We start from the raw sequence: 19,572 nt of genomic DNA, 5'->3' as shown, positions 1-19,572 counted from the left end.
GGTTCCTCCGGGTGGGATGGATTGAAACTGACGCGGGGAGGGTTAGCCCTTTGCGCGCTTTCTGGCAAGGGCGCTGCGCTGCGGCGGGGCAAAACCGCCCCGCATTGTATACCGTTGTGAACAATTCCGCCCGTCTGGCCCCCTTTCGCCGCCCGCGTGCGTTCGCGGGGGCGATCCCCTATCACATGGGCGATGCGCCAGCGGGGCGCCTGATTCTCTGGCCGGGGCGGGAATGGAACTGGACACGTTGGGATGGGTCTTCGCGGTTCTGGCCGCGATCTCGGTCGGGCTGTCGAAGGGCGGGCTTCCGGTCATCAGCGGGATTGCGGTGCCGCTTCTGGCGCAGGTCATGAGTCCGGTCCAGGCCGCGGGCCTTCTGCTGCCGGTCTATATCGTGTCGGACATGTTCGGCCTTTGGGCATGGCGCAAGGAGTTCGACCGCAGGGTGCTGATGATCGTGGCCCCCGCCGCGGTGCTGGGAATTGCCCTGGGCTGGGCCACGGCCAGCGTGGTCAGCGACCGGATGGTGGGCCTTCTGGTCGGGGTGATCGGCAGCGTTTTCGCGCTGAACGCGATCTTCCGCCGCCCCGCCGTGGCCGAGCCGCGCCCACCTGATCCGGGCAAGGGCATCTTCTGGGGCACCATCGCCGGATTCACAAGCTTCGTCAGCCATTCGGGCGGCCCGCCCTGGCAGGTCTATGCGCTGCCGCTGGGGATGAGCAAGACGGTTTTCGCGGGCACCTCGACGATCCTGTTCGCCTTCATCAACGCGGTGAAGCTGGTGCCCTATTATGCGCTTGGCCAGCTTAGCCCGGCCAATCTGGGCGTGGCGGTGATGCTGATGGCGCCCGCGGCACTTGCCGTCCTTGCCGGGGTGTGGGCGGTGCGCGTCATCCCTCAGGTCCTGTTCTTCCGCATCGTGATCTGGGCCTTGCTGGCGATTTCTCTGCGGCTGATCTGGCAAGTGCTCTGAGCGGGGCGCAGGATACCCCTGCGGCCATTTCTGCATTGCGGCAAATCGGGCCTTGCGGAAAGTGGCGCGAATGTGGTCCTTGGCGAAATAATCTTGCGAGGAGAGAATCATGTCCATGCCCGCCCGTCCCTACCGCTCGGTGCTCTATATCCCCGGTTCCAACGAACGCGCGCTGGAAAAGGCCCGCGGCCTGGCCTGCGATGCCATCATTTTCGATCTCGAGGACGCGGTTGCGGTGGATGAGAAGGTCAATGCCCGCGCGCTGCTGGCCCGGACCCTGTCCGAGGCCGATTACGGCGGCCGCGCCCGTATCGTGCGCGTCAACGGGCTGGATACCGAGTGGGGCCGCGAGGATCTTTTGGCCTTCGCCAAGGCGATCCGCGAAGGCGCGCGCGTCGATGCGATCCTGATCCCCAAGGTCTCGCGCGCGGCCGATCTGGACGCGGTGGCCGACCTGATCGCCTCGGTTCCGCTCTGGGCGATGATGGAGACTGCGCTTGGCATGCTGAACGCCGCCGAGATCGCGGCCCATCCGCGCCTGGCGGGCATGGTCATGGGCACCAACGACCTTGCGAAAGAGCTGCAATCGCGCTTCCGCCCCGACCGGCTTGCGATGCAGGCGGGGCTGGGCCTGTGCCTTCTGGCCGCGAAAGCCCATGGCAAGATCATCGTCGACGGGGTCTATAACGCCTTCAAGGACGCCGATGGCCTGCGCGTCGAATGCGAGCAGGGCCGCGACATGGGCTTTGACGGCAAGACGCTGATCCATCCCGCCCAGCTTGATGTGGCCAATGCCGCCTTCGCTCCCTCGGAGGCCGAGGTCGAACTTGCCCGCCGCCAGATCGCCGCCTTCGAGGAGGCCGAGGCGAAAGGCCTCGGGGTTGCGGTTGTGGATGGAAAGATCGTCGAAAACCTGCATATCGTGACCGCGCGGCAGGTTCTGGCGAAGGCCGAGGCGATTGCCGCTTTGGGCGACTGAAAGGCGAAAGCATGTTTCTACTGATCCTTGGTATCCTGCTGTGGGTGCTGGCGCACCTGTTCAAGCGGCTGGCGCCGCGCAAGCGGCTTATGATGGAACCGCAGGCGCGTTCGATGGTGGCCGGGCTTGTGCTGGTTGGCCTTGTGCTGATGGTCATCGGCTATCGCATGGCCGACGTGATCCCGGTCTATGCGCCGCTGCCGGGGATGGGGCATGCGAACAATACGCTGATGCTGATCTCGGTCTATCTGTTCGGGGTCAGCGGCGCGCGCTCGGTACTGATCGACAAGATCCGCCACCCGATGTTGACGGGGGTGATCCTGTGGTCGGTCGGGCACCTGCTGGTGAATGGCGATCTGGCCTCGATCCTGCTGTTCGGCTCGATGGGGATCTGGGCCGTGGCCGAGATGGTCGTGATCAACCGCGCAGGCCCGTGGAAGCGCCCGGCCAAGGGATCAATCGGCGGGGATATCAAGAACCTGATCGGCGCGGCGGCGGTTTACGGGCTGGCGGCCTGGATTCACAGCCTGCTTGGCTACAACGTCTTTGCCGGAAACTACTGATGAAACTTTATCGCCTTCTGACCGACGACGACACCTCGGCCTTCTGCCACAAGGTCTCGCTCGCGCTGTCGCGGGGGTGGGTGCTTCACGGTGCGCCTTCTTATGCCTTCGATGCGGCCAAGGGCGTCATGCGCTGTGCGCAGGCCGTCACGAAGGAAGTGCCGGGCGAATACCATCCCGACCTGAAACTGGGAGAGCAGTAAGATGAAGACCAATCCGGGCCGCTTTTTCGAGGATTACCGCATCGGCGAAACCATCCGCCACGCCGTCCCGCGCACCATCTCGGGCGGCGAGCGTGCGCTGTATCACGCGCTGTATCCCGCGCGCGGTGCGCTTTATTCATCGGATGAATTCGCGCGGGCCAGCGGGTTGCGGGCGAGCCCGGTCGACGATCTGGCGGCCTTTCACGTCGTGTTCGGCAAGTCCGTGCCCGATATCAGCCTGAATGCCGTGGCCAATCTGGGCTACGCCGAGGGGCGCTGGCTCAAGCCGGTCTGGCCGGGCGATACGCTGCGTTCGGAATCCACCGTGATCGGGCTGAAGGAAAACTCGAACGGCAAGTCCGGTGTGGTCTATGTCGGTACGCGCGGCATCAACCAGCATGGCGAGACGGTGCTGGAATATGTCCGCTGGGTGATGGTGCGCAAGAACCGCATGGATGCGCCGGCGCCCGAAACCGTTCTGCCCGAGCTGACCCCGGTGGTGCACCCCGAGGCGCTGGTCGTGCCCGAGGGGCTGGATTTCTCGGATTACGATTTTGGGCTTTCGGGCGAAGGGCACCGTTGGGGCGATTATGCGGTGGGCGAGAAGATCGACCATGTGGACGGCGTCACGATCGAAGAGGCCGAGCATATGCTGGCCACCCGGCTTTGGCAGAACACGGCCAAGGTGCATTTCGACGCGACTTTCCGCGAGGACGGCAAGCGGCTGATCTATGGCGGCCATGTGATCTCGATGGCGCGCGCGCTCAGCTTCAACGGGCTGGCCAATGCGCAGATGATCGTGGCGCTGAATGCGGGCGCGCATGCCAATCCCTGCTTTGCCGGAGATACGGTGAAAGCCTGGTCCGAAGTTCTCGACAAGTCCGAAACGGCGGCGCCGGGCGTGGGCGCGATCCGGCTGCGTCTTGTAGCAACCCGGCAGGGCGCGGCACCCTTCGCGCTGCGCGGGGAGGATGGGAAATACGCCCCCGAAGTGCTTCTGGATCTGGATTACTGGGCGTTGATGCCGCTTTAACGGGTGGGCCCCGGATACAAGGTGATGTATGCCGGGCACTTCAAGGCACTATTTCGCCCTTCCCGAATAAAGAGGGGCGATTTTCTTCTGTTCGTGCTATGTTTTCAAAAAAACAGGCAAGAGCAGGTAAATCCATGAAACAGGCAATCGCCATGGGCGTTGTGGGGCTTGGTCTGTGTGCCGCGCCGCCGCTCGCCGCGCAGGAGGCCGGTCCGGAGGTTTGGGCCGGCTATGCGCTCACCTCTGAATACATGTCCTACGGCCGTTCGAACTCGGACGGGCACCCCGCGTTGCAGGGCTATGCCTATGTCTTTTCGGACGGGTTCTATGCCGGTGCCTGGGGATCGACCCTGGACATGGGCAATGGCGATGATCTGGAGGTCGACCTGACGCTGGGTTATCGCAGCGCGTTCGATTTCGGTCTGCGCTATGATCTGGGCTATGCACATTACTTCTACAACGCGTCCGGCGAATGTTGTGGCGAGGCTTTCGTTAAACTTGCGATGCCGATCAGCGAAGGGATCAGCATCCGTGGCGCCACGCTTTACGACCCGGAAGGCGATCGCTTCAATTCCAATCTTGGCTTCGATGCGCAGCTGAACGACCGCTTCGCGCTTTCCGGCACCGTCGGAGAGAAGCAGGCCTCGCACAGCTACGGCGATATCGGCATCAGCTACAGCCTGAATGAAGTGACATCGCTGGACCTGCGTTATCACGAAGCGTCGGACAGCGACGGCCGGGTTGCAGTCGGATTTTCGCAAAATTTCAATCTGGGAAGATTCTGAACTTTGCCGGAGGTCGGCACGGGAAAATCTCCAGTATCGTGATCACACGTCAAAAATTTGTGATCACGAACGGCATTTTCTTGCCTTTCAGGGGGTGAAAAACGCCTTCATGGCCGTCTGAGTGCGTGACTCGGGCGAAAATTGCGTTATTCAAGGGGAAAATCCGGCCAGCCCCACTACGCTTCCGGGCGCGGGGGGCCTAGCGACAGAGGAACCCAAAATGGCTGACGTGAAACGGGTTGAACGGCCTCTTTCCCCGCATCTGCAGATCTATCGCCCGCAGATGACCTCATTTACCTCGATCCTGACCCGCATTACCGGCAACGCGCTGATCGTCGGCGTCGTGCTGGCGGTCTGGTGGCTGCTTGCAGCTGCCACGGGGCCTGAATATTTCGCGGTTGCAAATGCAGTTGCAACCTCGTGGTTCGGGGATCTGATCTTCGCCGCCTCGGTGTTGGGCGTCTGGTATCATTACCTTGCCGGGCTGCGGCACCTTTACTTCGATGCCGGCCACGGGCTCGAGATCGAAACGGCGGAACGTCTTGGCTGGGCCTGCATCATCGGTTCAGTCGTGCTGACCGTCATCACCATCATTCTGGTCTGAGGGGGCAGCAAATGCGGTATCTGACCGATCGTAAACGCGCCGTGGGCAAGGGTGCCGCCGGCACCGGGACCGAGCATCACTGGTTCATGACGGTGACTGCCGTCGGGCTGGCCTTCCTGGTTCCGGCCTTCCTGTTCGTCTTCGGCCGCGCACTGGGGCAGGGGCATGAAGAGGTTCTGGCGATCTTCTCGCGCCCGTTCCCGGCCATCCTGACCGGACTCACGCTGGTTGTCGGCATGCGTCACTTTGCCAAGGGTGCGCAGATGATGATCGAGGATTATGCCCATGGCACCGCCCGCAAGGTCGGCATCATCGCTGCCATCATGCTGTCTTATGCCGTGATGGCCAGCGGGCTTTATGCGCTCGTGAAGATCGCGCTCTGAAGGAACTGAAACATGGCAGCTTACGCATACGAGACGCATGAATATGACGTCGTGGTGGTCGGTGCCGGCGGCGCGGGCCTGCGCGCAACGCTCGGTATGGCCGAACAGGGCCTGCGCACGGCCTGCGTGACCAAGGTTTTCCCGACCCGGTCGCACACCGTGGCGGCACAGGGCGGCATCGCGGCCAGCCTGGGCAATATGGGCCCCGACAGCTGGCAGTGGCACATGTATGACACCGTGAAGGGGTCGGACTGGCTGGGCGACACCGATGCGATGGAATACCTCGCGCGCGAGGCGCCCAAGGCGGTTTACGAGCTGGAACATTACGGCGTGCCCTTCTCGCGCACCGAAGAGGGCAAGATCTACCAGCGCCCCTTCGGCGGCCACACCACCGAATTCGGCGAAGGCCCGCCCGTGCAGCGCACATGCGCCGCGGCCGACCGCACCGGCCACGCCATTCTGCACACGCTTTACGGTCAGAGCCTCAAGAACAACGCGGAATTCTTCATCGAGTATTTCGCCATCGACCTGATCATGTCCGAGGACGGCACCTGCCAGGGCGTGGTGTGCTGGAAGCTTGATGACGGCACGATGCATGTGTTCAACGCCAAGATGGTCGTTCTGGCCACGGGCGGTTATGGTCGCGCCTACTTCTCGGCGACCTCGGCGCATACCTGCACCGGCGACGGTGGCGGCATGGTGGCGCGCGCGGGCCTGGCCCTTCAGGACATGGAGTTCGTGCAGTTCCACCCGACCGGCATCTACGGCTCGGGCTGCCTGATCACCGAGGGCGCGCGCGGCGAGGGGGGGTATCTGACCAACTCCGAGGGCGAGCGGTTCATGGAGCGGTACGCGCCGCACTACAAGGACCTCGCGCCGCGTGACTATGTTTCGCGCTGCATGACGATGGAGATCCGCGAAGGGCGCGGCGTGGGCGAGGGCAAGGACCATATCCACCTGAACCTGTCGCACCTGCCCAAAGAGGCGCTGGCCGAACGTCTGCCGGGCATCTCGGAATCGGCCAAGATCTTCGCCGGCGTCGACGTGACCAAGGAACCCATCCCGGTTCTGCCGACGGTGCACTACAACATGGGCGGCATCCCCACGAACTATTGGGGCGAGGTGCTGAACCCGACCGCCGAAAACCCGACTGCGGTCGTTCCGGGCCTGATGGCGGTGGGCGAGGCGGGTTGTGCCAGCGTGCACGGCGCGAACCGCCTGGGCTCGAACTCGCTGATCGACCTCGTGGTCTTCGGCCGCGCCGCTGCCATTCGTGCGGGGCAGGTGGTCGATCCCAAGGCGCGCAACGGGGCGCTCAACCAGGCGTCGGTCGACGCGGCCTTCGCGCGGTTCGACGCGCTGCGCTATGCGGATGGCCCCATCCCCACGGCCGACCTGCGCCTTGAGATGCAACGGACCATGCAGGCCGACGCGGCGGTGTTCCGCACCGACAAGACGCTGGCCGAAGGGGTCGAGAAGATGACCGCCATCGCCGCCAAGCTGGGCGACCTGAAGGTCACCGACCGGTCGCTGATCTGGAACTCGGACCTGATGGAGACGCTGGAGCTGACCAACCTGATGCCGAACGCGCTTGCCACCATCGTCGGCGCCGAGGCCCGCAAGGAAAGCCGCGGCGCACATGCCTCCGAAGACCATGCCACCCGCGACGATGAAAATTGGCGCGTCCATACCGTCAGCCGCGTGGAGGGCAACAAGGTGGCGCTCAGCTATCGTCCGGTCATCGTCGATCCGCTGACGACCGAGGCCGAGGGCGGCATCAGCCTGCAGACCATCGCCCCCAAGGCGCGGACCTTCTGATGGCGCCGCGCCCGGCATATGCGCTTTATGCGGCACTGGCCGCGCTGCTGGCGGCCTGCGGGCCGATCCCGGTGGAGCAGGCCGAACGCCAATGCCTTCAGCAGGTTCAGCCGCGCTCGCCCATTTCGGGCGAGGTCGGGATCGGCGTCGGATCGGGCGGCAGGGTGCTGTCGAATGTCGATCTCGATATCTCGGTCGGGGCGCAGCTGGGCACGCAAGATCCCGCAGCGATCTACGATCGCTGTGTCTACAACAAATCCGGCCAGCCTCCGACGCGGCCGCTGTATTCCCGAACGGACTGGAAGGGATAAATCATGGTTCAGTTCACGCTTCCCAAGAACTCGAAGATCCGCGTCGGCAAGACCTGGCCGAAGCCCGAGGGCAAGAACATCCGCAAGTTCCAGATCTATCGCTGGGATCCCGATACCGGCGAGAACCCGCGGGTGGACACCTATTTCCTTGATATGGACAAGTGCGGCCCGATGGTTCTGGACGCGCTGATCAAGATCAAGAACGAGGTCGACCCCACGCTGACCTTCCGCCGCTCCTGCCGCGAGGGGATCTGCGGCTCCTGCGCGATGAATATCGACGGGATCAACACGCTGGCCTGCATCTATGGCCTCGACGAGATCAAGGGCGACGTGAAGATCTACCCGCTGCCGCATATGCCGGTGGTGAAGGACCTGATCCCTGACCTGACGCATTTCTACGCCCAGCATGCCAGCATCATGCCCTGGCTGGAAACCAAGACGAACCGCCCGGCGAAAGAGTGGCGCCAGTCGATCGAGGACCGCAAGAAGCTTGACGGGCTTTATGAATGCGTGATGTGCGCGAGCTGCTCTACCTCGTGCCCGAGCTACTGGTGGAATGGCGACAAATACCTTGGCCCGGCGGCGCTGCTGCATGCCTATCGCTGGATCATCGACAGCCGCGACGAGGCCACGGGCGAGCGTCTGGACGCGCTGGAAGATCCGTTCAAGCTGTATCGTTGCCACACGATCATGAACTGCACCAAGACCTGCCCCAAGGGCCTGAACCCGGCCAAGGCCATCGCGCATATCAAGAAGATGATGGTCGATCGCGTGGTCTGATCCCGGTTCGAACCTGCCCAAAAGCCCCGGCCCGCGCGCCGGGGCTTTTTCTTGCGCGCTGCGCATGGCACCCTTGCAGCATCGTGACGTGCCGAACGGACCCCCATGCCCTATATTGTGCGCATGGGAGGAACTCTGAAACCGGAGAGTTCCAATGGTGAAGATCATCGCGTTTCCGCGCAACACCAAGGCCGAGGCGCAGAAAGCACTTGAAGATTCGCTGGCCTATTACACCCCCGAAAGAGCGAGCAAGCATGGCCAACCAAGCCTGACGCCGCTTGAACTGATGTATGCATATTATTCCCCTGCCGCCTGAAACAACGGCAACGGCATGAGATACTGGTAGGGCCCCGGCATGTATGTCGGGGTCTTTTTTCATGCCCCGCACGGGGGGATCAGCCGTCGCGGAATTCGGTTTCCAGAAACTGTTCGAAAGCATCAAGGTCGATCGGGTCGACCTGGCCGAAGCCGCGCATCCAGACGGTGGCGGCGCGCATCGCATCGGGCTCCAGCTTGCACCATTTGACGCGTCCGCGTTTCTCCTGCTCGATCAGGCCGGCATCGGCCAGGATCGCCAGATGCTTGGACACCGCAGCCAGCGACATGGCGAACGGCTCGGCCACATCGGTGACGGCCATGTCATCCTCGAGCAGCATCGTCAGGATCGCCCTCCGGGTCGGATCGGCGAGGGCGGCGAAGATGGCGTCAAGCGGGGCCGTGTCGGCGGATGTCATGGCGAAGTGATGCGCGAGCCGCGCGGGATCGTCAACCGTTCGGTTGAATATCGAAATCTTCCGCGCGGCTGCCTCAAACGGGTGATCTTGCGTGCCGCAGCCCCGCGGCAGAAAATTTTATCGTTATCTTTCAGTGTCTTGATATTCCTCCTGCGCGCTTGACTCACGCGGCTGTGAGACGTAGGAACCCCATGAAGAATTGCGGGTGCTGGCAATGTCCCAAGATCCCACTGATGGCCCGGATCCCGAGCGTTTGAAGCGCCTGGAGGAGCGGCTGACAGAGGTCAGGCGGACCCATGAACCGGCCCCGCGCGTCGATGACCAGTATTCCCAGGCGAACATGGCCTGGCGTATGGTCATCGAACTGGTTTCGGGGCTGGGGATCGGCTTCGGCATCGGATACGGGCTGGATGTGCTGTTTGGCACGCTGCCGCTGTTGATGGTGCTGTTCACCTTCCTCGGGCTTGCGGCGGGGGTGCGGGTGATGCTGCGAACCGCCAGGGAATTGGGCGAAGAACGTCAGGCTGCCGATGCGGCCGATGAAGAGGGAAGATAAACGTGGCGGAAGAAGCTGGCACCGGTCTTGTGTTCCATCCGATGGATCAGTTCATCGTCAAGCCCCTGTTCGGGGATGGCCCGGTGCACTGGTATACCCCGACCAACGCGATGCTGTGGATGGCGATCTCGGTTCTTGCGGTGATCCTGCTGCTGGTGATCGGCACGCGTGGCCGCGCGGTGATCCCGACCCGGATCCAGTCGATCGCCGAGCTTGCCTACGGCTTCATCCACAAGATGGTCGAGGATGTGGCGGGCAAGGACGGGCTCAAGTTCTTCCCCTATATCTTCACGCTGTTCCTGTTCATCGTCTTCTCGAACTTCCTGGGGTTGCTGCCCAAGGCCTTCACCCCCACCTCGCATATCGCGGTGACGGCGGTGCTGGCGGTTCTGGTCTTCGTGACGGTGACGGTGGTGGGCTTCGTCAAGAACGGGGCCAGCTTCCTTGGCCTGTTCTGGGTGTCCTCGGCGCCGCTGGCGCTGCGCCCGGTTCTGGCGCTGATCGAGGTGATTTCCTACTTCGTGCGCCCGGTCAGCCATTCCATCCGTCTTGCCGGCAACATGATGGCCGGTCACGCGGTGATCAAGGTTTTCGCGGCTTTCGCGCCGCTGGTCCTGATGTCGGGGATCGGCGTGGTGGTGACGCCGCTGTCGATCATCGCGATCACCGCGATGTACGGGCTTGAGATGCTCGTGGCCTTCATCCAGGCCTATGTGTTCACGATCCTGACCTGCGTCTACCTCAAAGACGCGCTGCATCCGCATCACTAAGGTCGGGTTCCCCGCTAACAACTCAATTCAGCCAATTCCAACCTCAAGGAGTGACGAACATGGAAGGCGATATCGTTCAAATGGGTGCTTACATCGGCGCTGGCCTGGCCTGCATGGGCATGGGTGGGGCTGCTGTCGGTGTGGGCAACGTTGCCGGCAACTTCCTGTCGGGCGCGCTGCGCAACCCTTCGGCCGCTGCCGGCCAGACCGCGACGCTGTTCATCGGCATCGCCTTCGCGGAAGCTCTGGGGATCTTCTCGTTCCTCGTCGCGCTTCTGCTGATGTTCGCCGTCTGATCCCTTTTTCGCATCCTTGCGGTCGGGTGGGCCCCTGGCGGGCCCATCCGGTTATCTGAAGGGGCCAGGGGGACGATATGGCAACTGAAACGCACGAAGCTGCCTCGGAAATGGCGCATGACGCGGCGCAGGCCGCAGGTCATGCGGCGGAATCCGCTGGCATGCCGCAACTGGATTTCGCAACCTTCGGCAACCAGATCTTCTGGCTGCTGGTGACGCTGGTCGTGATCTGGTGGGTGCTGTCGCGCATCGCCCTGCCGCGTATCGGCGCGGTTCTGGCGGACCGTCAGGCCACCATCGCCGGCGATCTGAGCGCCGCGGAAGATTACAAGGCGAAGGCCAAGGACGCCGAGGCGGCCTATGAAAAGGCGCTCGCCGATGCCCGGACGCAGGCGCAGAAGATCGTGGCCGAGGCCCGTGCCGACATCCAGAAGGATCTGGATGCCGCCACCGCGCAGGCCGATGCCGAAATCTCGGCGCGCACCGTGGAATCGGAAGCGCGCATCGCCGAGATCCGGGCCGGCGCCATGGAGGCGGTCGAGACCGTCGCCAAGGATACCGCGCTCGAGATCGTGGCGGCGCTTGGTGGCAAGGCCGATGCGAAGACCGTCGGTGCCGCGATCAACGCGCGGCTGAAAGGGTAAGATGATGAAGAAACTCTCGCTTCTGCTCATCCTTGCCGCGCAGCCCGCGCTTGCGGCATCGGGGCCGTTCTTCTCGCTGCGCAACACCGACTTCGTCGTGACGCTGGCCTTCCTGCTGTTCGTCGCGGTGCTGTTCTATTTCAAGGTGCCGGCGCTTCTGGGCGGGCTTCTGGACAAACGTGCCGCAGGCATCAAGTCCGACCTTGATGAGGCGCGCGCGCTGCGCGAAGAGGCGCAGACCATCCTTTCGGGGTATGAGCGCAAGGCACGCGAAGTTCAGGAACAGGCCGACCAGATCGTGGTTGCGGCCAAGCGCGATGCGCAGGCCGCCGCCGAACAGGCCAAGGCCGAGCTGAAAGCCTCGATCGCGCGCCGTCTGAAGGCTGCCGAGGAACAGATCGCCTCGGCTGAATCGCATGCGCTGCGCGAGGTCAAGGACCGGGCCGTCGCGGTTGCGGTGGCCGCCGCCGGCGAGGTGCTGGGCAAGCAGATGAGCGCGAAGGAACAGTCGAGCATGATCGACGCGTCGATCGCCGAAGTCGAAAACCGCCTGCACTAAGGCCGCAAGACGATCCGAGACATGAGAAACCCGGCCCCCGCGGCCGGGTTTTTCGTTACCGCCCGGCCTCGTGCAGTAGACGCAGCCGGGCCAGGGCTTCGTTGCGTTCGGATTTCTGCTGCTCGTGAAGCGCGACATCCACGAATTCCATATGCCGGGCAATCGCCGCGCGGGCGGCCTCGGGGTCGCGCGCCTGCACCGCGTCATTGATCGCGCGGTGCTGTTCAAGCAGGGCGTCGCGGGTCGAGCGGTTGCGGAACATGACTGAGCGGTTGAAGAACACCCCCTCGCGCAGAAGCTCGAACATGGACCGCATCATGTGCAGCATGATGACATTGTGGCAGGCCTCGATGATCGCCATGTGAAACTCGACATCCAGCTCGGCCTCGAGCGAGGGATTGCGTTTTTCATGCGCGGCGGCCATGCGGTGGAAGATGGAATTGATCACCTCCAGATCGGCGTCCGAGCCAAGCCGCGCGGCCCGCGCGGCCGCCACCCCCTCAAGATCGGCGCGAAAGGCGAGATAGTCGAACACCGCCTGTTCGTTGCGCGAAAACAGCCGCACCAGCGCGGGCGAGAAGGCCGAGCCCAGCACATCGGCCACGAAGACACCGGCGCCGGCGCGCGTGCTCAGAAGTCCCGTATCCTGAAGTGCTGCGATCGCCTCGCGCAGGCTGGGGCGGGAGACGCCAAGGCGCTCTGAAAGCTCGCGTTCGGAGGGCAGGCGTTCGCCCGGCCGCAAGATCCCCTGCAAGATCAGGTGCTCGATCTGGCGTTCGACCGCATGGGCAAGCTTTTCCGGCTCGATTTTCTGAAACGGCATGACACCCCCTGGCTTTGGTCAAATATTATGACCGGGAAGGGCGGTGCACAATGCACAAAGGCCGGGCAGATGCCCGGCCTTCCTGGCTTGCCGATCCCCGCGGGGTCAGCTGTTCGGACGGATGATGAACTCCACGCGCCGGTTTTGCGCGCGGCCATCGGGCGTCAGGTTCGAGGCGATGGGCTGATCCTCGCCCCGGCCATAGGCCACGACCCGCTGGCGCGGCACGCCCGCGCCGACCAGAACGCTGGCGACCGCGTTCGCGCGGTCCTGCGACAGGCGCTGGTTGTAGCTTGCCTCGCCGGTGTTGTCGGTGTGGCCGATCACCTCGACGGTGGTATCGGGATAGCGGTTGAGGCTGCCGGCAAGCGTGTAGAGATCGCGTTGCAGGTCGCTCCGCACCACCGCGCTGTCGGTGGCGAAAAGCACGTCCTGCGGCATCGTCACGATCAACTGGCTGCCCGTATTGACCACCGAAACGCCGTTGGTATCGAGATCGCGGCGCAGCTCTTGCGCCTGACGATCGAGGTTTGCCCCGATCGCGCCGCCGATCAACCCGCCGACCACCGCACCGGCCGCGGTCTTGGCCAGCTTGTCGTCACCCTTGCGCGTGGCGCCGAAGACGCCGCCCAGAAACGCGCCCGTGATCGCGCCCGAGGTCTGGTTGCTATGGGCGCCATTGTCGACACCCGTTGCATAGGGATCCGTGCAGGCCGAAAGGGCGAACAGCCCGGTTACGCCCAGCATCAGGGAAAACTTCGCATTCATGCTCTATCGCCTTTTATCTTAAAGGGCCCTTTGCACGGGCCTCGCAGGGAATATTACCCAATCGCGGCGGGGATGTTCCATCGCTTCTGCGCGGGTGGCGGGTTTTCGCCCATCACTTCCTGGAGAGCGGGGCGTGCCTAGCCGGCCTCGCGCCGGGCCGCTTCCCAGGCCAGCATCGCGCGCTTGACCGGCAGACCCCAGTGATAGCCGCCAAGCCCGCCGGATTTGCGCAGCGCGCGGTGGCAGGGGATCAGCCAGGAGACCGGGTTGCGCCCGACTGCGGTACCCACCGCGCGCACCGCGCGGGGATGGCCGATGGCATCGGCGATGTCGGAATAGGTGGTGACCTGCCCCGAGGGGATCTGCAAAAGCGCCTCCCAGACCTTGATCTGGAACGGCGCGCCGATCATGTGCAGGCACGTCTCGCCCCGCTGGCCAAGCGCGGCCTCGACCCAGCCCGCGATCGCGTCGGGGTCTTCGACGAATTCCGCGCGCGGCCAGCGGGCGGCCAGATCGGCGAAGGCGGCATCGCGCCCGGTATCGGCGGCGAAGGCCAGGCCGCAAAGGCCGCGCTGCGTGCCCATAGCCAGAACTTCGCCGAAGGGTGAGGGAAACCAGCCCCAGCGGATCGTGAGGCCCGCGCCCCCGCGCGCGTATTCGCCGGGGCTCATGGCTTCCCACCGCAGGAACAGGTCGTGCAACCGGCCGGAACCCGACAGCCCCGCGTGATCGGCCACCGCATCCAGCGGCATGCGCTGCGCCAGCAACTCCCGCGCAAGATCAAGCGACAGGTATTGCTGATAGCGCTTGGGCGAGACGCCGACCCAGGCGGAAAACACCTTCTGGAAATGCGCGGCGCTCATGCCGAGGCTTGCGGCCAGATCGCCAAGCGAAACGGGGCTGCCGTCGGCCTCGTCGATGCGGGCAAGGGCACGCTCGATGACCCGGAAGTGGTATTGTGCGTCGGGCAGGGGGGAATTCATTGTGCCGGTCTCCGTATGGGATGCCCATGATACGCGCGGCCGCCCCCGCGCGCGACCCGAAAGCTGTGCTTTGCGCGCCGTCAGCCCTTGCCGATCAGCGGCGCGGCGGGCATAGGAAGGACATGGCAAAGCAGCTTGATTATCGCACCATGAAGGAGGTTTTCCGCCGTTTCGAGGCGGCCGAACCCCATCCCAGGGGCGAGTTGGAACATGTCAATGCCTACACGCTTCTGGTGGCGGTCGCGCTTTCGGCGCAGGCCACCGATGCGGGGGTGAACAAGGCCACGCGCGGGCTGTTTCCCATTGCCGACACGCCGCAGAAGATGCTTGCGCTTGGCGAGGCCGCGCTGGTCGAGAAGATCAAGACGATCGGCCTGTTCCGGCAAAAGGCCAAGAACGTCATCCGCCTGAGCCAGATCCTTGTCGACGCCTTCGACGGAGAGGTGCCCAGCTCGCGCGCGGCGCTGCAATCGTTGCCGGGCGTGGGGCGCAAGACGGCGAATGTCGTGCTCAACATGTGGTTCGGCCATCCCGCGCAGGCGGTCGATACCCATATCTTCCGCATCGGCAACCGCTCCGGCATCTGTCCGGGCAAGGATGTCGACGCGGTCGAGCGCGCCATCGAAGACAACGTGCCGGTGGAATACCAGCGCCACGCGCATCACTGGCTGATCCTGCATGGCCGCTACATCTGTGTCGCGCGCAAGCCGAAATGCGCGGTCTGCATCATCCGCGATCTGTGCCAATACGAGGAGAAGACCCAGTGAAATCCTATCAGGTTGTCGGCATCGGCAATGCCATCGTCGACGTGCTGAGCCAGACCGACGATACCTTTCTGGATCACATGGGCATCGAAAAGGGCATCATGCAGCTGATCGAGCGCGAGCGCGCCGAGACGCTTTATGCCGCGATGACCGAACGCACGCAGGCGCCGGGCGGCTCGGTCGCCAATACGCTGGCGGGGCTGGGGAATCTGGGCCTGAGCACGGCCTTCATCGGGCGCGTGCGCGACGATGCGCTTGGGCGGTTCTACGCGGCCTCGATGGCCGCCGAGGGGACCGATTTCGTCAATCCGCCGGTGGCGAAGGCGGATCTGCCGACCTCGCGCTCGATGATCTTCGTCACGCCGGATGGCGAGAGGTCGATGAACACCTATCTGGGGATCTCGGCCGAGCTGTCGACCGAGGATGTGCCCCTCGAGGTGGCCGAACACGCGCAGATCCTGTTCCTCGAGGGCTATCTGTTCGACAAGGATCACGGCAAGGCGGCCTTCCTGAAGGCGGCGCAGGCCACCCGGCGCGGCGGCGGCAAGGCCGGGATCGCGCTGTCGGACCCGTTCTGCGTGGACCGCCACCGCGAGGGCTTTCGCCGCCTTGTCAGCACCGAGATGGATTATGTGATCGGCAACCAGCACGAATGGGAATCGCTCTACCAGACCAATCTGGAAGAGGCGCTGCGCCAGGCCTCGGCGGAATGCCCCATCGTGGTGTGCACCCGCTCGGGCGCCGATGTGGTGCTGATCCGGGGGCGGGAGCGGGTCGAGGTGCCGGTGCATCGCGTCGTGCCGGTGGACGCGACCGGCGCGGGCGATCAGTTCGCCGCGGGCTTCCTTTATGGCTATGCGACCGGGCAAAGCCTTGCCGTGGCGGGGCGGATGGGCTGCATCGCGGCGGCCGAGGTCATCGGCCATTTCGGCGCCCGTCCCGAATCCGATGTGAAGGCCCTGTTTCGCGGCCACGGTCTGATCTGAGCGCGCCGCGGGGCCTATTCAGGTTTGCTGTCTGGAAACAGCCAGTCGGCCAGCAGCAGGCAGCCAAGCGCCCATCCCGCGCCCGCCGCCCACCCGGCCAGCACGTCGCTTGGCCAGTGCACGCCCAGATAGACGCGGCTTGCGCCCACCAGGAACGATGCCAGGATTGCCATGCCGACAAGGTAGAGGCGCAGGCTGCGACGGGTTTGCAGCCGCGCGACCATCGCGGCAAGCGTCAGGTAGGTGATCGTCGCCATCATCGAATGGCCGCTGGGAAAGCTGGCCGAGGTGACAAGCGTCTCGTGCGGCACGATGTCGGGACGCGGGCGGTCGATGATCCATTTGGCGATGCTGCTGAAAAGCTGCCCGCCGCCGATTGCCGCCAGCAGCAGCGCAACCGCCCGGCGGCGCCCCTGAAGCCATAAAAGCCCGCTGACCGAAATCGTGATCAGCCCCAGAACCGCCACGCCGCCAAGCGCGGTCAGATCGCGCATCATCAGCTCCAGCCATGGCGGGCCCAACGGGTCGGCGGGATCTGCCGGATTGCGCAGCGCCAGCAGGACGGCGCGGTCGAAGGCCGACGCCGTGCCCTCGGTGACCCCGTCGGCAAGAACGGCAAAGACCCACACGGTGCCCGCGATGAAACCCATCGCCGCCAGGATCTCGACTTCGATGCGGTCGCGCAGCCATGCCCAGATGCGGCGCATTCAATCGCCAAGCTTCGCGTGGACCTCGTCCATGTCGATCTCGCCCACCGGCATCTTGTTGTCCGGATCGTCGAAATCGTAGCGGAAAAGCTGGAAGTCCTTCTTGTAGATCTCCCAGACGAGATGCCGGGACAGGTCATCGAAATAGGCGCTGACCGGATGGGCGCGTTTCGGGCCGTGCCCTTCGGATTCGTTGAAGCGCGGGATCCGGGCAAGATCTATCGGATGCGCGGTCTTGGTTTTGTCGAGAACGCCCTGCATGCCCTCGTTGAACTTTTCGGTGAAGAAGATGTGGTCGTAACGCCCGCCATTGACGATATAGGTCGAGACATGCCCCGACATGGCCGACCAGTGGATGTCGGGCTCCATCGGGCGGCGCCAGCGGATCGTGTCGCGCGCGAACAGCAGGAAGCGGCGGAAGGATCTGATCTGGTCGAAATCGAAATCGTCCTCGGGGCTGCCCACCTCGACGCCGTATTTCTGCGCAAGCTGCGGCACGAGGTTGCCCCGGTAGCGTTTTCCGTTGCGCTGGATGCCCGCGATCTTGTCGAAGAAAGAGCTGAGGATCCGCGCATAGGGGTTGCGCACGCAGGTAAAGGCAAAAGACTTGTGGCGCCTGACATTGTCCTCAATCTTTTTCTGGCTCGCCTCGATCGACCACTTGTGCAGCCCGCTTGTCGCATCGTGGATATCGCCGTCGAAGAACCTGCCGTGATCGGAAAAGAACATGATCTGTCCGATCGAAGAGCAGGCGCATTTCGGCACGACGCGATAGACCATGCTTTCGCTTTCTGTCATCCAGGTGCCGGGAAATCCCATGAACTTTCCTCCGAAAGGCCCGCTTCAATGGTTTGCACAAGGCGGTTAAACTAAGGCAAAAAAACAAACAGACACTGTTTTTACAATGGCGATTGGCGCTATCAAGGCGAATAATCGTTCCCAGGCGCAGGCAAGATCATTCTTCCCATGGCAAAAATCGCCTTCATCCTGCTGACTCACAAGGATCCCGAGGGGATCATCCTGCAAGCCGAGCGCCTGACCGAGGCGGGCGATTTCGTCTCGATCCATTTCGACGCAAGGGCAAGCCGCGCGGATCATGACCGGATCCGCAAGGCGCTTGCCGGCAATCCGCGCGTCACCTTCGCCAAACGTCGCCTGAAATGTGGTTGGGGCGAATGGAGCCTTGTCGGCGCCACCCTTGAGGCCGTGCGCGCCGCGGTCGAGGCCTTCCCCGCCGCCACGCATTTCTACATGCTTTCGGGCGATTGCATGCAGATCAAGACGGCGGAATTCGCCCACGCGCTGCTGGATGCCGAGGATGTGGACTATATCGAAAGCTTCGACTTCTTCACCTCGGACTGGATCAAGACGGGCCTCAAGGAAGAGCGGCTGATCTATCGCCACTGGTTCAACGAGCGCAACCACAAGGGGCTGTTCTACAACAGCTTCAAATGGCAGCGTGCGCTTGGCCTGTCGCGCAAGGTGCCCGAAGACCTGCAGATGATGATCGGCAGCCAGTGGTGGTGCCTGCGCCGCCGCACGATCGAATGGGTGCTGGATTTCTGCCGCGACCGACCCGACGTAATGCGGTTCTTCAAGACCACATGGATTCCGGACGAGACCTTCTTTCAGACCATCGTGCGCCATGTCGTCCCCGAGCACGAGATCCGCACCCGCACGCTGACATTCCTGATGTTCACCGATTACGGGATGCCGGTCACATTCTATAACGACCACTATGACCTTCTGCTGAGCCAGGATTTTCTGTTCGCGCGCAAGATCAGCCCGGATGCGGCGGTTCTGAAGGAAAAGCTTGGTGCGCTTTGGGCAAGGACGGGGGTGGAATTTGCACTTTCGAACGAGGGGCAAAATCTTTTCCGCTTTCTGACGGGGCGCGGTCGGGTCGGACGCCGTTTTGCGCCGCGCTTCTGGGAAACCGAATCCAGCCTGGGGCGGGAACGGGTGCTGATGATGCTTGTGTGCAAGAAATGGCACGTCGCAAAGCGTATCGCCGATCAGGTTCGTTCGAAAACGGATATCCCGGCGGTCGAGTATATCTTCAACGAAGCGGGCGGCCTGCCGCCGATGGGCGGAATCGAAACGACCCTCGAAAAGCGCAACCGGCATCGCCGCGCGATCATGCGCATGCTGTTCGACTATCACAAATCGGACAAACTGCTGATCTGCCTCGATCCGGCCGCCTTCGACCTGATGCAGGATTTCGTGTCGGACAAGGCCGTGACCCGCATCCTCGAGGTGGAGTGCAGTTTCTCTGACGATTACCTTCTGGGCCATGCCCGCCGTGTCGGCCTGGCCGGAGATCGCACCCCGCAAGAGGTGATCGACCGGCTTCTGCCCACGATCCGCTACGATCTGCGTTTCGAAAGCGACCGGATGCGCGATGCCCGCTTTCCGGTCTTCCTCCAGATGCGCGAGACCGAAAGCCCCGAAAGCAATGCGGTTGCGCTCGCACGGTTTCTGGAAATCGGGCAAGAGAACGCAGTGCAGATTGCCCGGACCGATCACCTGTTTGCCGATTGAGGAGACCCC

Annotated in this window: 26 protein-coding genes; 20 read left to right on the top strand and 6 right to left on the bottom strand. The window is 63.5% G+C overall.

Going from position 1 to position 19,572, the window contains the following annotated elements:
* The first annotated feature begins 238 nt into the window (after positions 1-238).
* From AC4PTO_RS13895 to AC4PTO_RS13840, 12 genes are all read left to right on the top strand, one after another.
* Entirely contained in the window at positions 239-973 is a 735-nt protein-coding gene (locus AC4PTO_RS13895; RefSeq protein WP_492733631.1) for a sulfite exporter TauE/SafE family protein, read from the top strand.
* Positions 974-1,082: 109 nt separating this feature from the next.
* Complete coding sequence (locus AC4PTO_RS13890) at positions 1,083-1,952, top strand: (3S)-malyl-CoA thioesterase (RefSeq protein ID WP_492729428.1); 870 nt, start codon at positions 1,083-1,085, stop codon at positions 1,950-1,952.
* 11 nt (positions 1,953-1,963) lie between these two features.
* On the top strand, positions 1,964-2,515 hold the full coding sequence (locus tag AC4PTO_RS13885) for an NnrU family protein (RefSeq protein WP_492729427.1): 552 nt from the start codon (positions 1,964-1,966) through the stop codon (positions 2,513-2,515).
* The gene (locus AC4PTO_RS13880; RefSeq protein ID WP_492729425.1) at positions 2,515-2,718 is read left to right on the top strand and encodes a DUF1737 domain-containing protein; all 204 of its coding nucleotides are present in this window, start codon (positions 2,515-2,517) and stop codon (positions 2,716-2,718) included. Before AC4PTO_RS13885 ends, AC4PTO_RS13880 begins: the two co-directional genes overlap by 1 nt.
* Before the next feature lies 1 nt (position 2,719).
* Positions 2,720-3,751 (top strand): MaoC family dehydratase, encoded by a 1,032-nt coding sequence (locus tag AC4PTO_RS13875; protein WP_492729424.1) that lies wholly within the window; start codon positions 2,720-2,722, stop codon positions 3,749-3,751.
* Positions 3,752-3,885: 134 nt separating this feature from the next.
* Entirely contained in the window at positions 3,886-4,536 is a 651-nt protein-coding gene (locus tag AC4PTO_RS13870; protein ID WP_492729422.1) for a TorF family putative porin, read from the top strand.
* A 220-nt stretch (positions 4,537-4,756) separates the two neighbouring features.
* The gene (gene sdhC, locus AC4PTO_RS13865; protein WP_492729420.1) at positions 4,757-5,140 is read left to right on the top strand and encodes a succinate dehydrogenase, cytochrome b556 subunit; all 384 of its coding nucleotides are present in this window, start codon (positions 4,757-4,759) and stop codon (positions 5,138-5,140) included.
* 11 nt (positions 5,141-5,151) lie between these two features.
* A complete protein-coding gene (gene sdhD / locus AC4PTO_RS13860) occupies positions 5,152-5,523 on the top strand; it encodes a succinate dehydrogenase, hydrophobic membrane anchor protein (protein ID WP_492729418.1) in 372 nt (123 codons plus the stop codon).
* 12 nt (positions 5,524-5,535) lie between these two features.
* Positions 5,536-7,341 (top strand): succinate dehydrogenase flavoprotein subunit, encoded by a 1,806-nt coding sequence (gene sdhA / locus AC4PTO_RS13855; protein ID WP_492729416.1) that lies wholly within the window; start codon positions 5,536-5,538, stop codon positions 7,339-7,341.
* Entirely contained in the window at positions 7,341-7,652 is a 312-nt protein-coding gene (locus tag AC4PTO_RS13850; protein ID WP_492729414.1) for a hypothetical protein, read from the top strand. Before sdhA ends, AC4PTO_RS13850 begins: the two co-directional genes overlap by 1 nt.
* A gap of 3 nt (positions 7,653-7,655) precedes the next feature.
* Complete coding sequence (locus AC4PTO_RS13845; protein ID WP_492729412.1) at positions 7,656-8,432, top strand: succinate dehydrogenase iron-sulfur subunit; 777 nt, start codon at positions 7,656-7,658, stop codon at positions 8,430-8,432.
* Positions 8,433-8,586: 154 nt separating this feature from the next.
* Complete coding sequence (locus tag AC4PTO_RS13840) at positions 8,587-8,748, top strand: hypothetical protein (RefSeq protein WP_492729410.1); 162 nt, start codon at positions 8,587-8,589, stop codon at positions 8,746-8,748.
* Positions 8,749-8,827: 79 nt separating this feature from the next.
* On the opposite strand, the gene AC4PTO_RS13835 is transcribed toward AC4PTO_RS13840, so the two are convergent.
* Entirely contained in the window at positions 8,828-9,166 is a 339-nt protein-coding gene (locus tag AC4PTO_RS13835) for an ArsR/SmtB family transcription factor (protein WP_492729408.1), read from the bottom strand.
* A gap of 214 nt (positions 9,167-9,380) precedes the next feature.
* On the opposite strand from AC4PTO_RS13835, the gene AC4PTO_RS13830 reads away from it, so the two are divergent.
* The 5 genes from AC4PTO_RS13830 to AC4PTO_RS13810 all read left to right on the top strand — a co-directional run bounded on the left by AC4PTO_RS13830 (position 9,381) and on the right by AC4PTO_RS13810 (position 11,991).
* Complete coding sequence (locus AC4PTO_RS13830; RefSeq protein WP_492729406.1) at positions 9,381-9,722, top strand: AtpZ/AtpI family protein; 342 nt, start codon at positions 9,381-9,383, stop codon at positions 9,720-9,722.
* Positions 9,723-9,724: 2 nt separating this feature from the next.
* Positions 9,725-10,492 carry a F0F1 ATP synthase subunit A gene (locus AC4PTO_RS13825; RefSeq protein ID WP_492729404.1) on the top strand — a complete coding sequence of 256 codons (768 nt, stop codon included), beginning with the start codon at positions 9,725-9,727 and terminating at the stop codon, positions 10,490-10,492.
* Positions 10,493-10,551: 59 nt separating this feature from the next.
* Positions 10,552-10,788 carry a F0F1 ATP synthase subunit C gene (locus tag AC4PTO_RS13820; RefSeq protein WP_009157477.1) on the top strand — a complete coding sequence of 79 codons (237 nt, stop codon included), beginning with the start codon at positions 10,552-10,554 and terminating at the stop codon, positions 10,786-10,788.
* Positions 10,789-10,865: 77 nt separating this feature from the next.
* Positions 10,866-11,432: a F0F1 ATP synthase subunit B' gene (locus tag AC4PTO_RS13815; RefSeq protein WP_492729401.1), complete on the top strand. Its 567-nt coding sequence runs from the start codon at positions 10,866-10,868 to the stop codon at positions 11,430-11,432.
* Positions 11,433-11,436: 4 nt separating this feature from the next.
* Positions 11,437-11,991, top strand: coding sequence for a F0F1 ATP synthase subunit B (locus AC4PTO_RS13810; RefSeq protein WP_492733629.1), 555 nt, complete (start codon positions 11,437-11,439; stop codon positions 11,989-11,991).
* A 55-nt stretch (positions 11,992-12,046) separates the two neighbouring features.
* Here AC4PTO_RS13810 and AC4PTO_RS13805 read toward each other — a convergent pair whose 3' ends face one another.
* From AC4PTO_RS13805 to AC4PTO_RS13795, 3 genes are all read right to left on the bottom strand, one after another.
* Positions 12,047-12,814, bottom strand: a complete 768-nt coding sequence (locus tag AC4PTO_RS13805) for a FadR/GntR family transcriptional regulator (protein ID WP_492729399.1) — start codon at positions 12,812-12,814, stop codon at positions 12,047-12,049.
* 105 nt (positions 12,815-12,919) lie between these two features.
* Positions 12,920-13,582: a YiaD family glycine zipper/OmpA-like lipoprotein gene (locus AC4PTO_RS13800; protein ID WP_492729397.1), complete on the bottom strand. Its 663-nt coding sequence runs from the start codon at positions 13,580-13,582 to the stop codon at positions 12,920-12,922.
* Between the two features lie 137 nt (positions 13,583-13,719).
* Entirely contained in the window at positions 13,720-14,565 is an 846-nt protein-coding gene (locus AC4PTO_RS13795) for a methylated-DNA--[protein]-cysteine S-methyltransferase (RefSeq protein ID WP_492729395.1), read from the bottom strand.
* Between the two features lie 122 nt (positions 14,566-14,687).
* Between AC4PTO_RS13795 and nth the strand changes: the two genes are divergently transcribed.
* Positions 14,688-15,332 carry an endonuclease III gene (gene nth, locus AC4PTO_RS13790; RefSeq protein WP_492729393.1) on the top strand — a complete coding sequence of 215 codons (645 nt, stop codon included), beginning with the start codon at positions 14,688-14,690 and terminating at the stop codon, positions 15,330-15,332.
* On the top strand, positions 15,329-16,315 hold the full coding sequence (locus tag AC4PTO_RS13785; RefSeq protein ID WP_492729391.1) for an adenosine kinase: 987 nt from the start codon (positions 15,329-15,331) through the stop codon (positions 16,313-16,315). Before nth ends, AC4PTO_RS13785 begins: the two co-directional genes overlap by 4 nt.
* 14 nt (positions 16,316-16,329) lie before the next feature.
* On the opposite strand, the gene AC4PTO_RS13780 is transcribed toward AC4PTO_RS13785, so the two are convergent.
* Together AC4PTO_RS13780 and AC4PTO_RS13775 are read right to left on the bottom strand one after the other, a co-directional pair.
* Positions 16,330-17,022, bottom strand: a complete 693-nt coding sequence (locus tag AC4PTO_RS13780) for a phosphatase PAP2 family protein (protein ID WP_492729389.1) — start codon at positions 17,020-17,022, stop codon at positions 16,330-16,332.
* Positions 17,023-17,841 (bottom strand): sulfotransferase family protein, encoded by an 819-nt coding sequence (locus AC4PTO_RS13775; protein ID WP_492729387.1) that lies wholly within the window; start codon positions 17,839-17,841, stop codon positions 17,023-17,025.
* A 147-nt stretch (positions 17,842-17,988) separates the two neighbouring features.
* Here AC4PTO_RS13775 and AC4PTO_RS13770 point away from each other — a divergent pair, with 147 nt between their 5' ends.
* Positions 17,989-19,563 carry a DUF5928 domain-containing protein gene (locus AC4PTO_RS13770; protein ID WP_492729385.1) on the top strand — a complete coding sequence of 525 codons (1,575 nt, stop codon included), beginning with the start codon at positions 17,989-17,991 and terminating at the stop codon, positions 19,561-19,563.
* The last annotated feature ends 9 nt before the right edge of the window (positions 19,564-19,572 follow it).

This window comes from Rhodobacter maritimus, from assembly GCF_058747975.1.
The sequence above is the reverse complement of the archived record's forward strand: the minus strand, read 5'-3'. Positions and strand labels throughout refer to the sequence as shown.

Coding starts and splice junctions, on each gene's coding strand:
- AC4PTO_RS13890 (WP_492729428.1), top strand. CDS start 1,083: ATGTCCATGCCCGCCCGTCCCTACCGCTCGGTGCTCTATATCCCCGGT.
- AC4PTO_RS13770 (WP_492729385.1), top strand. CDS start 17,989: ATGGCAAAAATCGCCTTCATCCTGCTGACTCACAAGGATCCCGAGGGG.
- AC4PTO_RS13835 (WP_492729408.1), bottom strand. CDS start 9,166: ATGACATCCGCCGACACGGCCCCGCTTGACGCCATCTTCGCCGCCCTC.
- AC4PTO_RS13870 (WP_492729422.1), top strand. CDS start 3,886: ATGAAACAGGCAATCGCCATGGGCGTTGTGGGGCTTGGTCTGTGTGCC.
- AC4PTO_RS13880 (WP_492729425.1), top strand. CDS start 2,515: ATGAAACTTTATCGCCTTCTGACCGACGACGACACCTCGGCCTTCTGC.
- AC4PTO_RS13885 (WP_492729427.1), top strand. CDS start 1,964: ATGTTTCTACTGATCCTTGGTATCCTGCTGTGGGTGCTGGCGCACCTG.
- AC4PTO_RS13815 (WP_492729401.1), top strand. CDS start 10,866: ATGGCAACTGAAACGCACGAAGCTGCCTCGGAAATGGCGCATGACGCG.
- AC4PTO_RS13780 (WP_492729389.1), bottom strand. CDS start 17,022: ATGCGCCGCATCTGGGCATGGCTGCGCGACCGCATCGAAGTCGAGATC.
- AC4PTO_RS13850 (WP_492729414.1), top strand. CDS start 7,341: ATGGCGCCGCGCCCGGCATATGCGCTTTATGCGGCACTGGCCGCGCTG.
- AC4PTO_RS13805 (WP_492729399.1), bottom strand. CDS start 12,814: ATGCCGTTTCAGAAAATCGAGCCGGAAAAGCTTGCCCATGCGGTCGAA.
- AC4PTO_RS13845 (WP_492729412.1), top strand. CDS start 7,656: ATGGTTCAGTTCACGCTTCCCAAGAACTCGAAGATCCGCGTCGGCAAG.
- AC4PTO_RS13875 (WP_492729424.1), top strand. CDS start 2,720: ATGAAGACCAATCCGGGCCGCTTTTTCGAGGATTACCGCATCGGCGAA.
- nth (WP_492729393.1), top strand. CDS start 14,688: ATGGCAAAGCAGCTTGATTATCGCACCATGAAGGAGGTTTTCCGCCGT.
- sdhD (WP_492729418.1), top strand. CDS start 5,152: ATGCGGTATCTGACCGATCGTAAACGCGCCGTGGGCAAGGGTGCCGCC.
- AC4PTO_RS13820 (WP_009157477.1), top strand. CDS start 10,552: ATGGAAGGCGATATCGTTCAAATGGGTGCTTACATCGGCGCTGGCCTG.
- AC4PTO_RS13795 (WP_492729395.1), bottom strand. CDS start 14,565: ATGAATTCCCCCCTGCCCGACGCACAATACCACTTCCGGGTCATCGAG.
- AC4PTO_RS13800 (WP_492729397.1), bottom strand. CDS start 13,582: ATGAATGCGAAGTTTTCCCTGATGCTGGGCGTAACCGGGCTGTTCGCC.
- AC4PTO_RS13810 (WP_492733629.1), top strand. CDS start 11,437: ATGAAGAAACTCTCGCTTCTGCTCATCCTTGCCGCGCAGCCCGCGCTT.
- AC4PTO_RS13830 (WP_492729406.1), top strand. CDS start 9,381: ATGTCCCAAGATCCCACTGATGGCCCGGATCCCGAGCGTTTGAAGCGC.
- sdhA (WP_492729416.1), top strand. CDS start 5,536: ATGGCAGCTTACGCATACGAGACGCATGAATATGACGTCGTGGTGGTC.
- AC4PTO_RS13840 (WP_492729410.1), top strand. CDS start 8,587: ATGGTGAAGATCATCGCGTTTCCGCGCAACACCAAGGCCGAGGCGCAG.
- AC4PTO_RS13775 (WP_492729387.1), bottom strand. CDS start 17,841: ATGGGATTTCCCGGCACCTGGATGACAGAAAGCGAAAGCATGGTCTAT.
- sdhC (WP_492729420.1), top strand. CDS start 4,757: ATGGCTGACGTGAAACGGGTTGAACGGCCTCTTTCCCCGCATCTGCAG.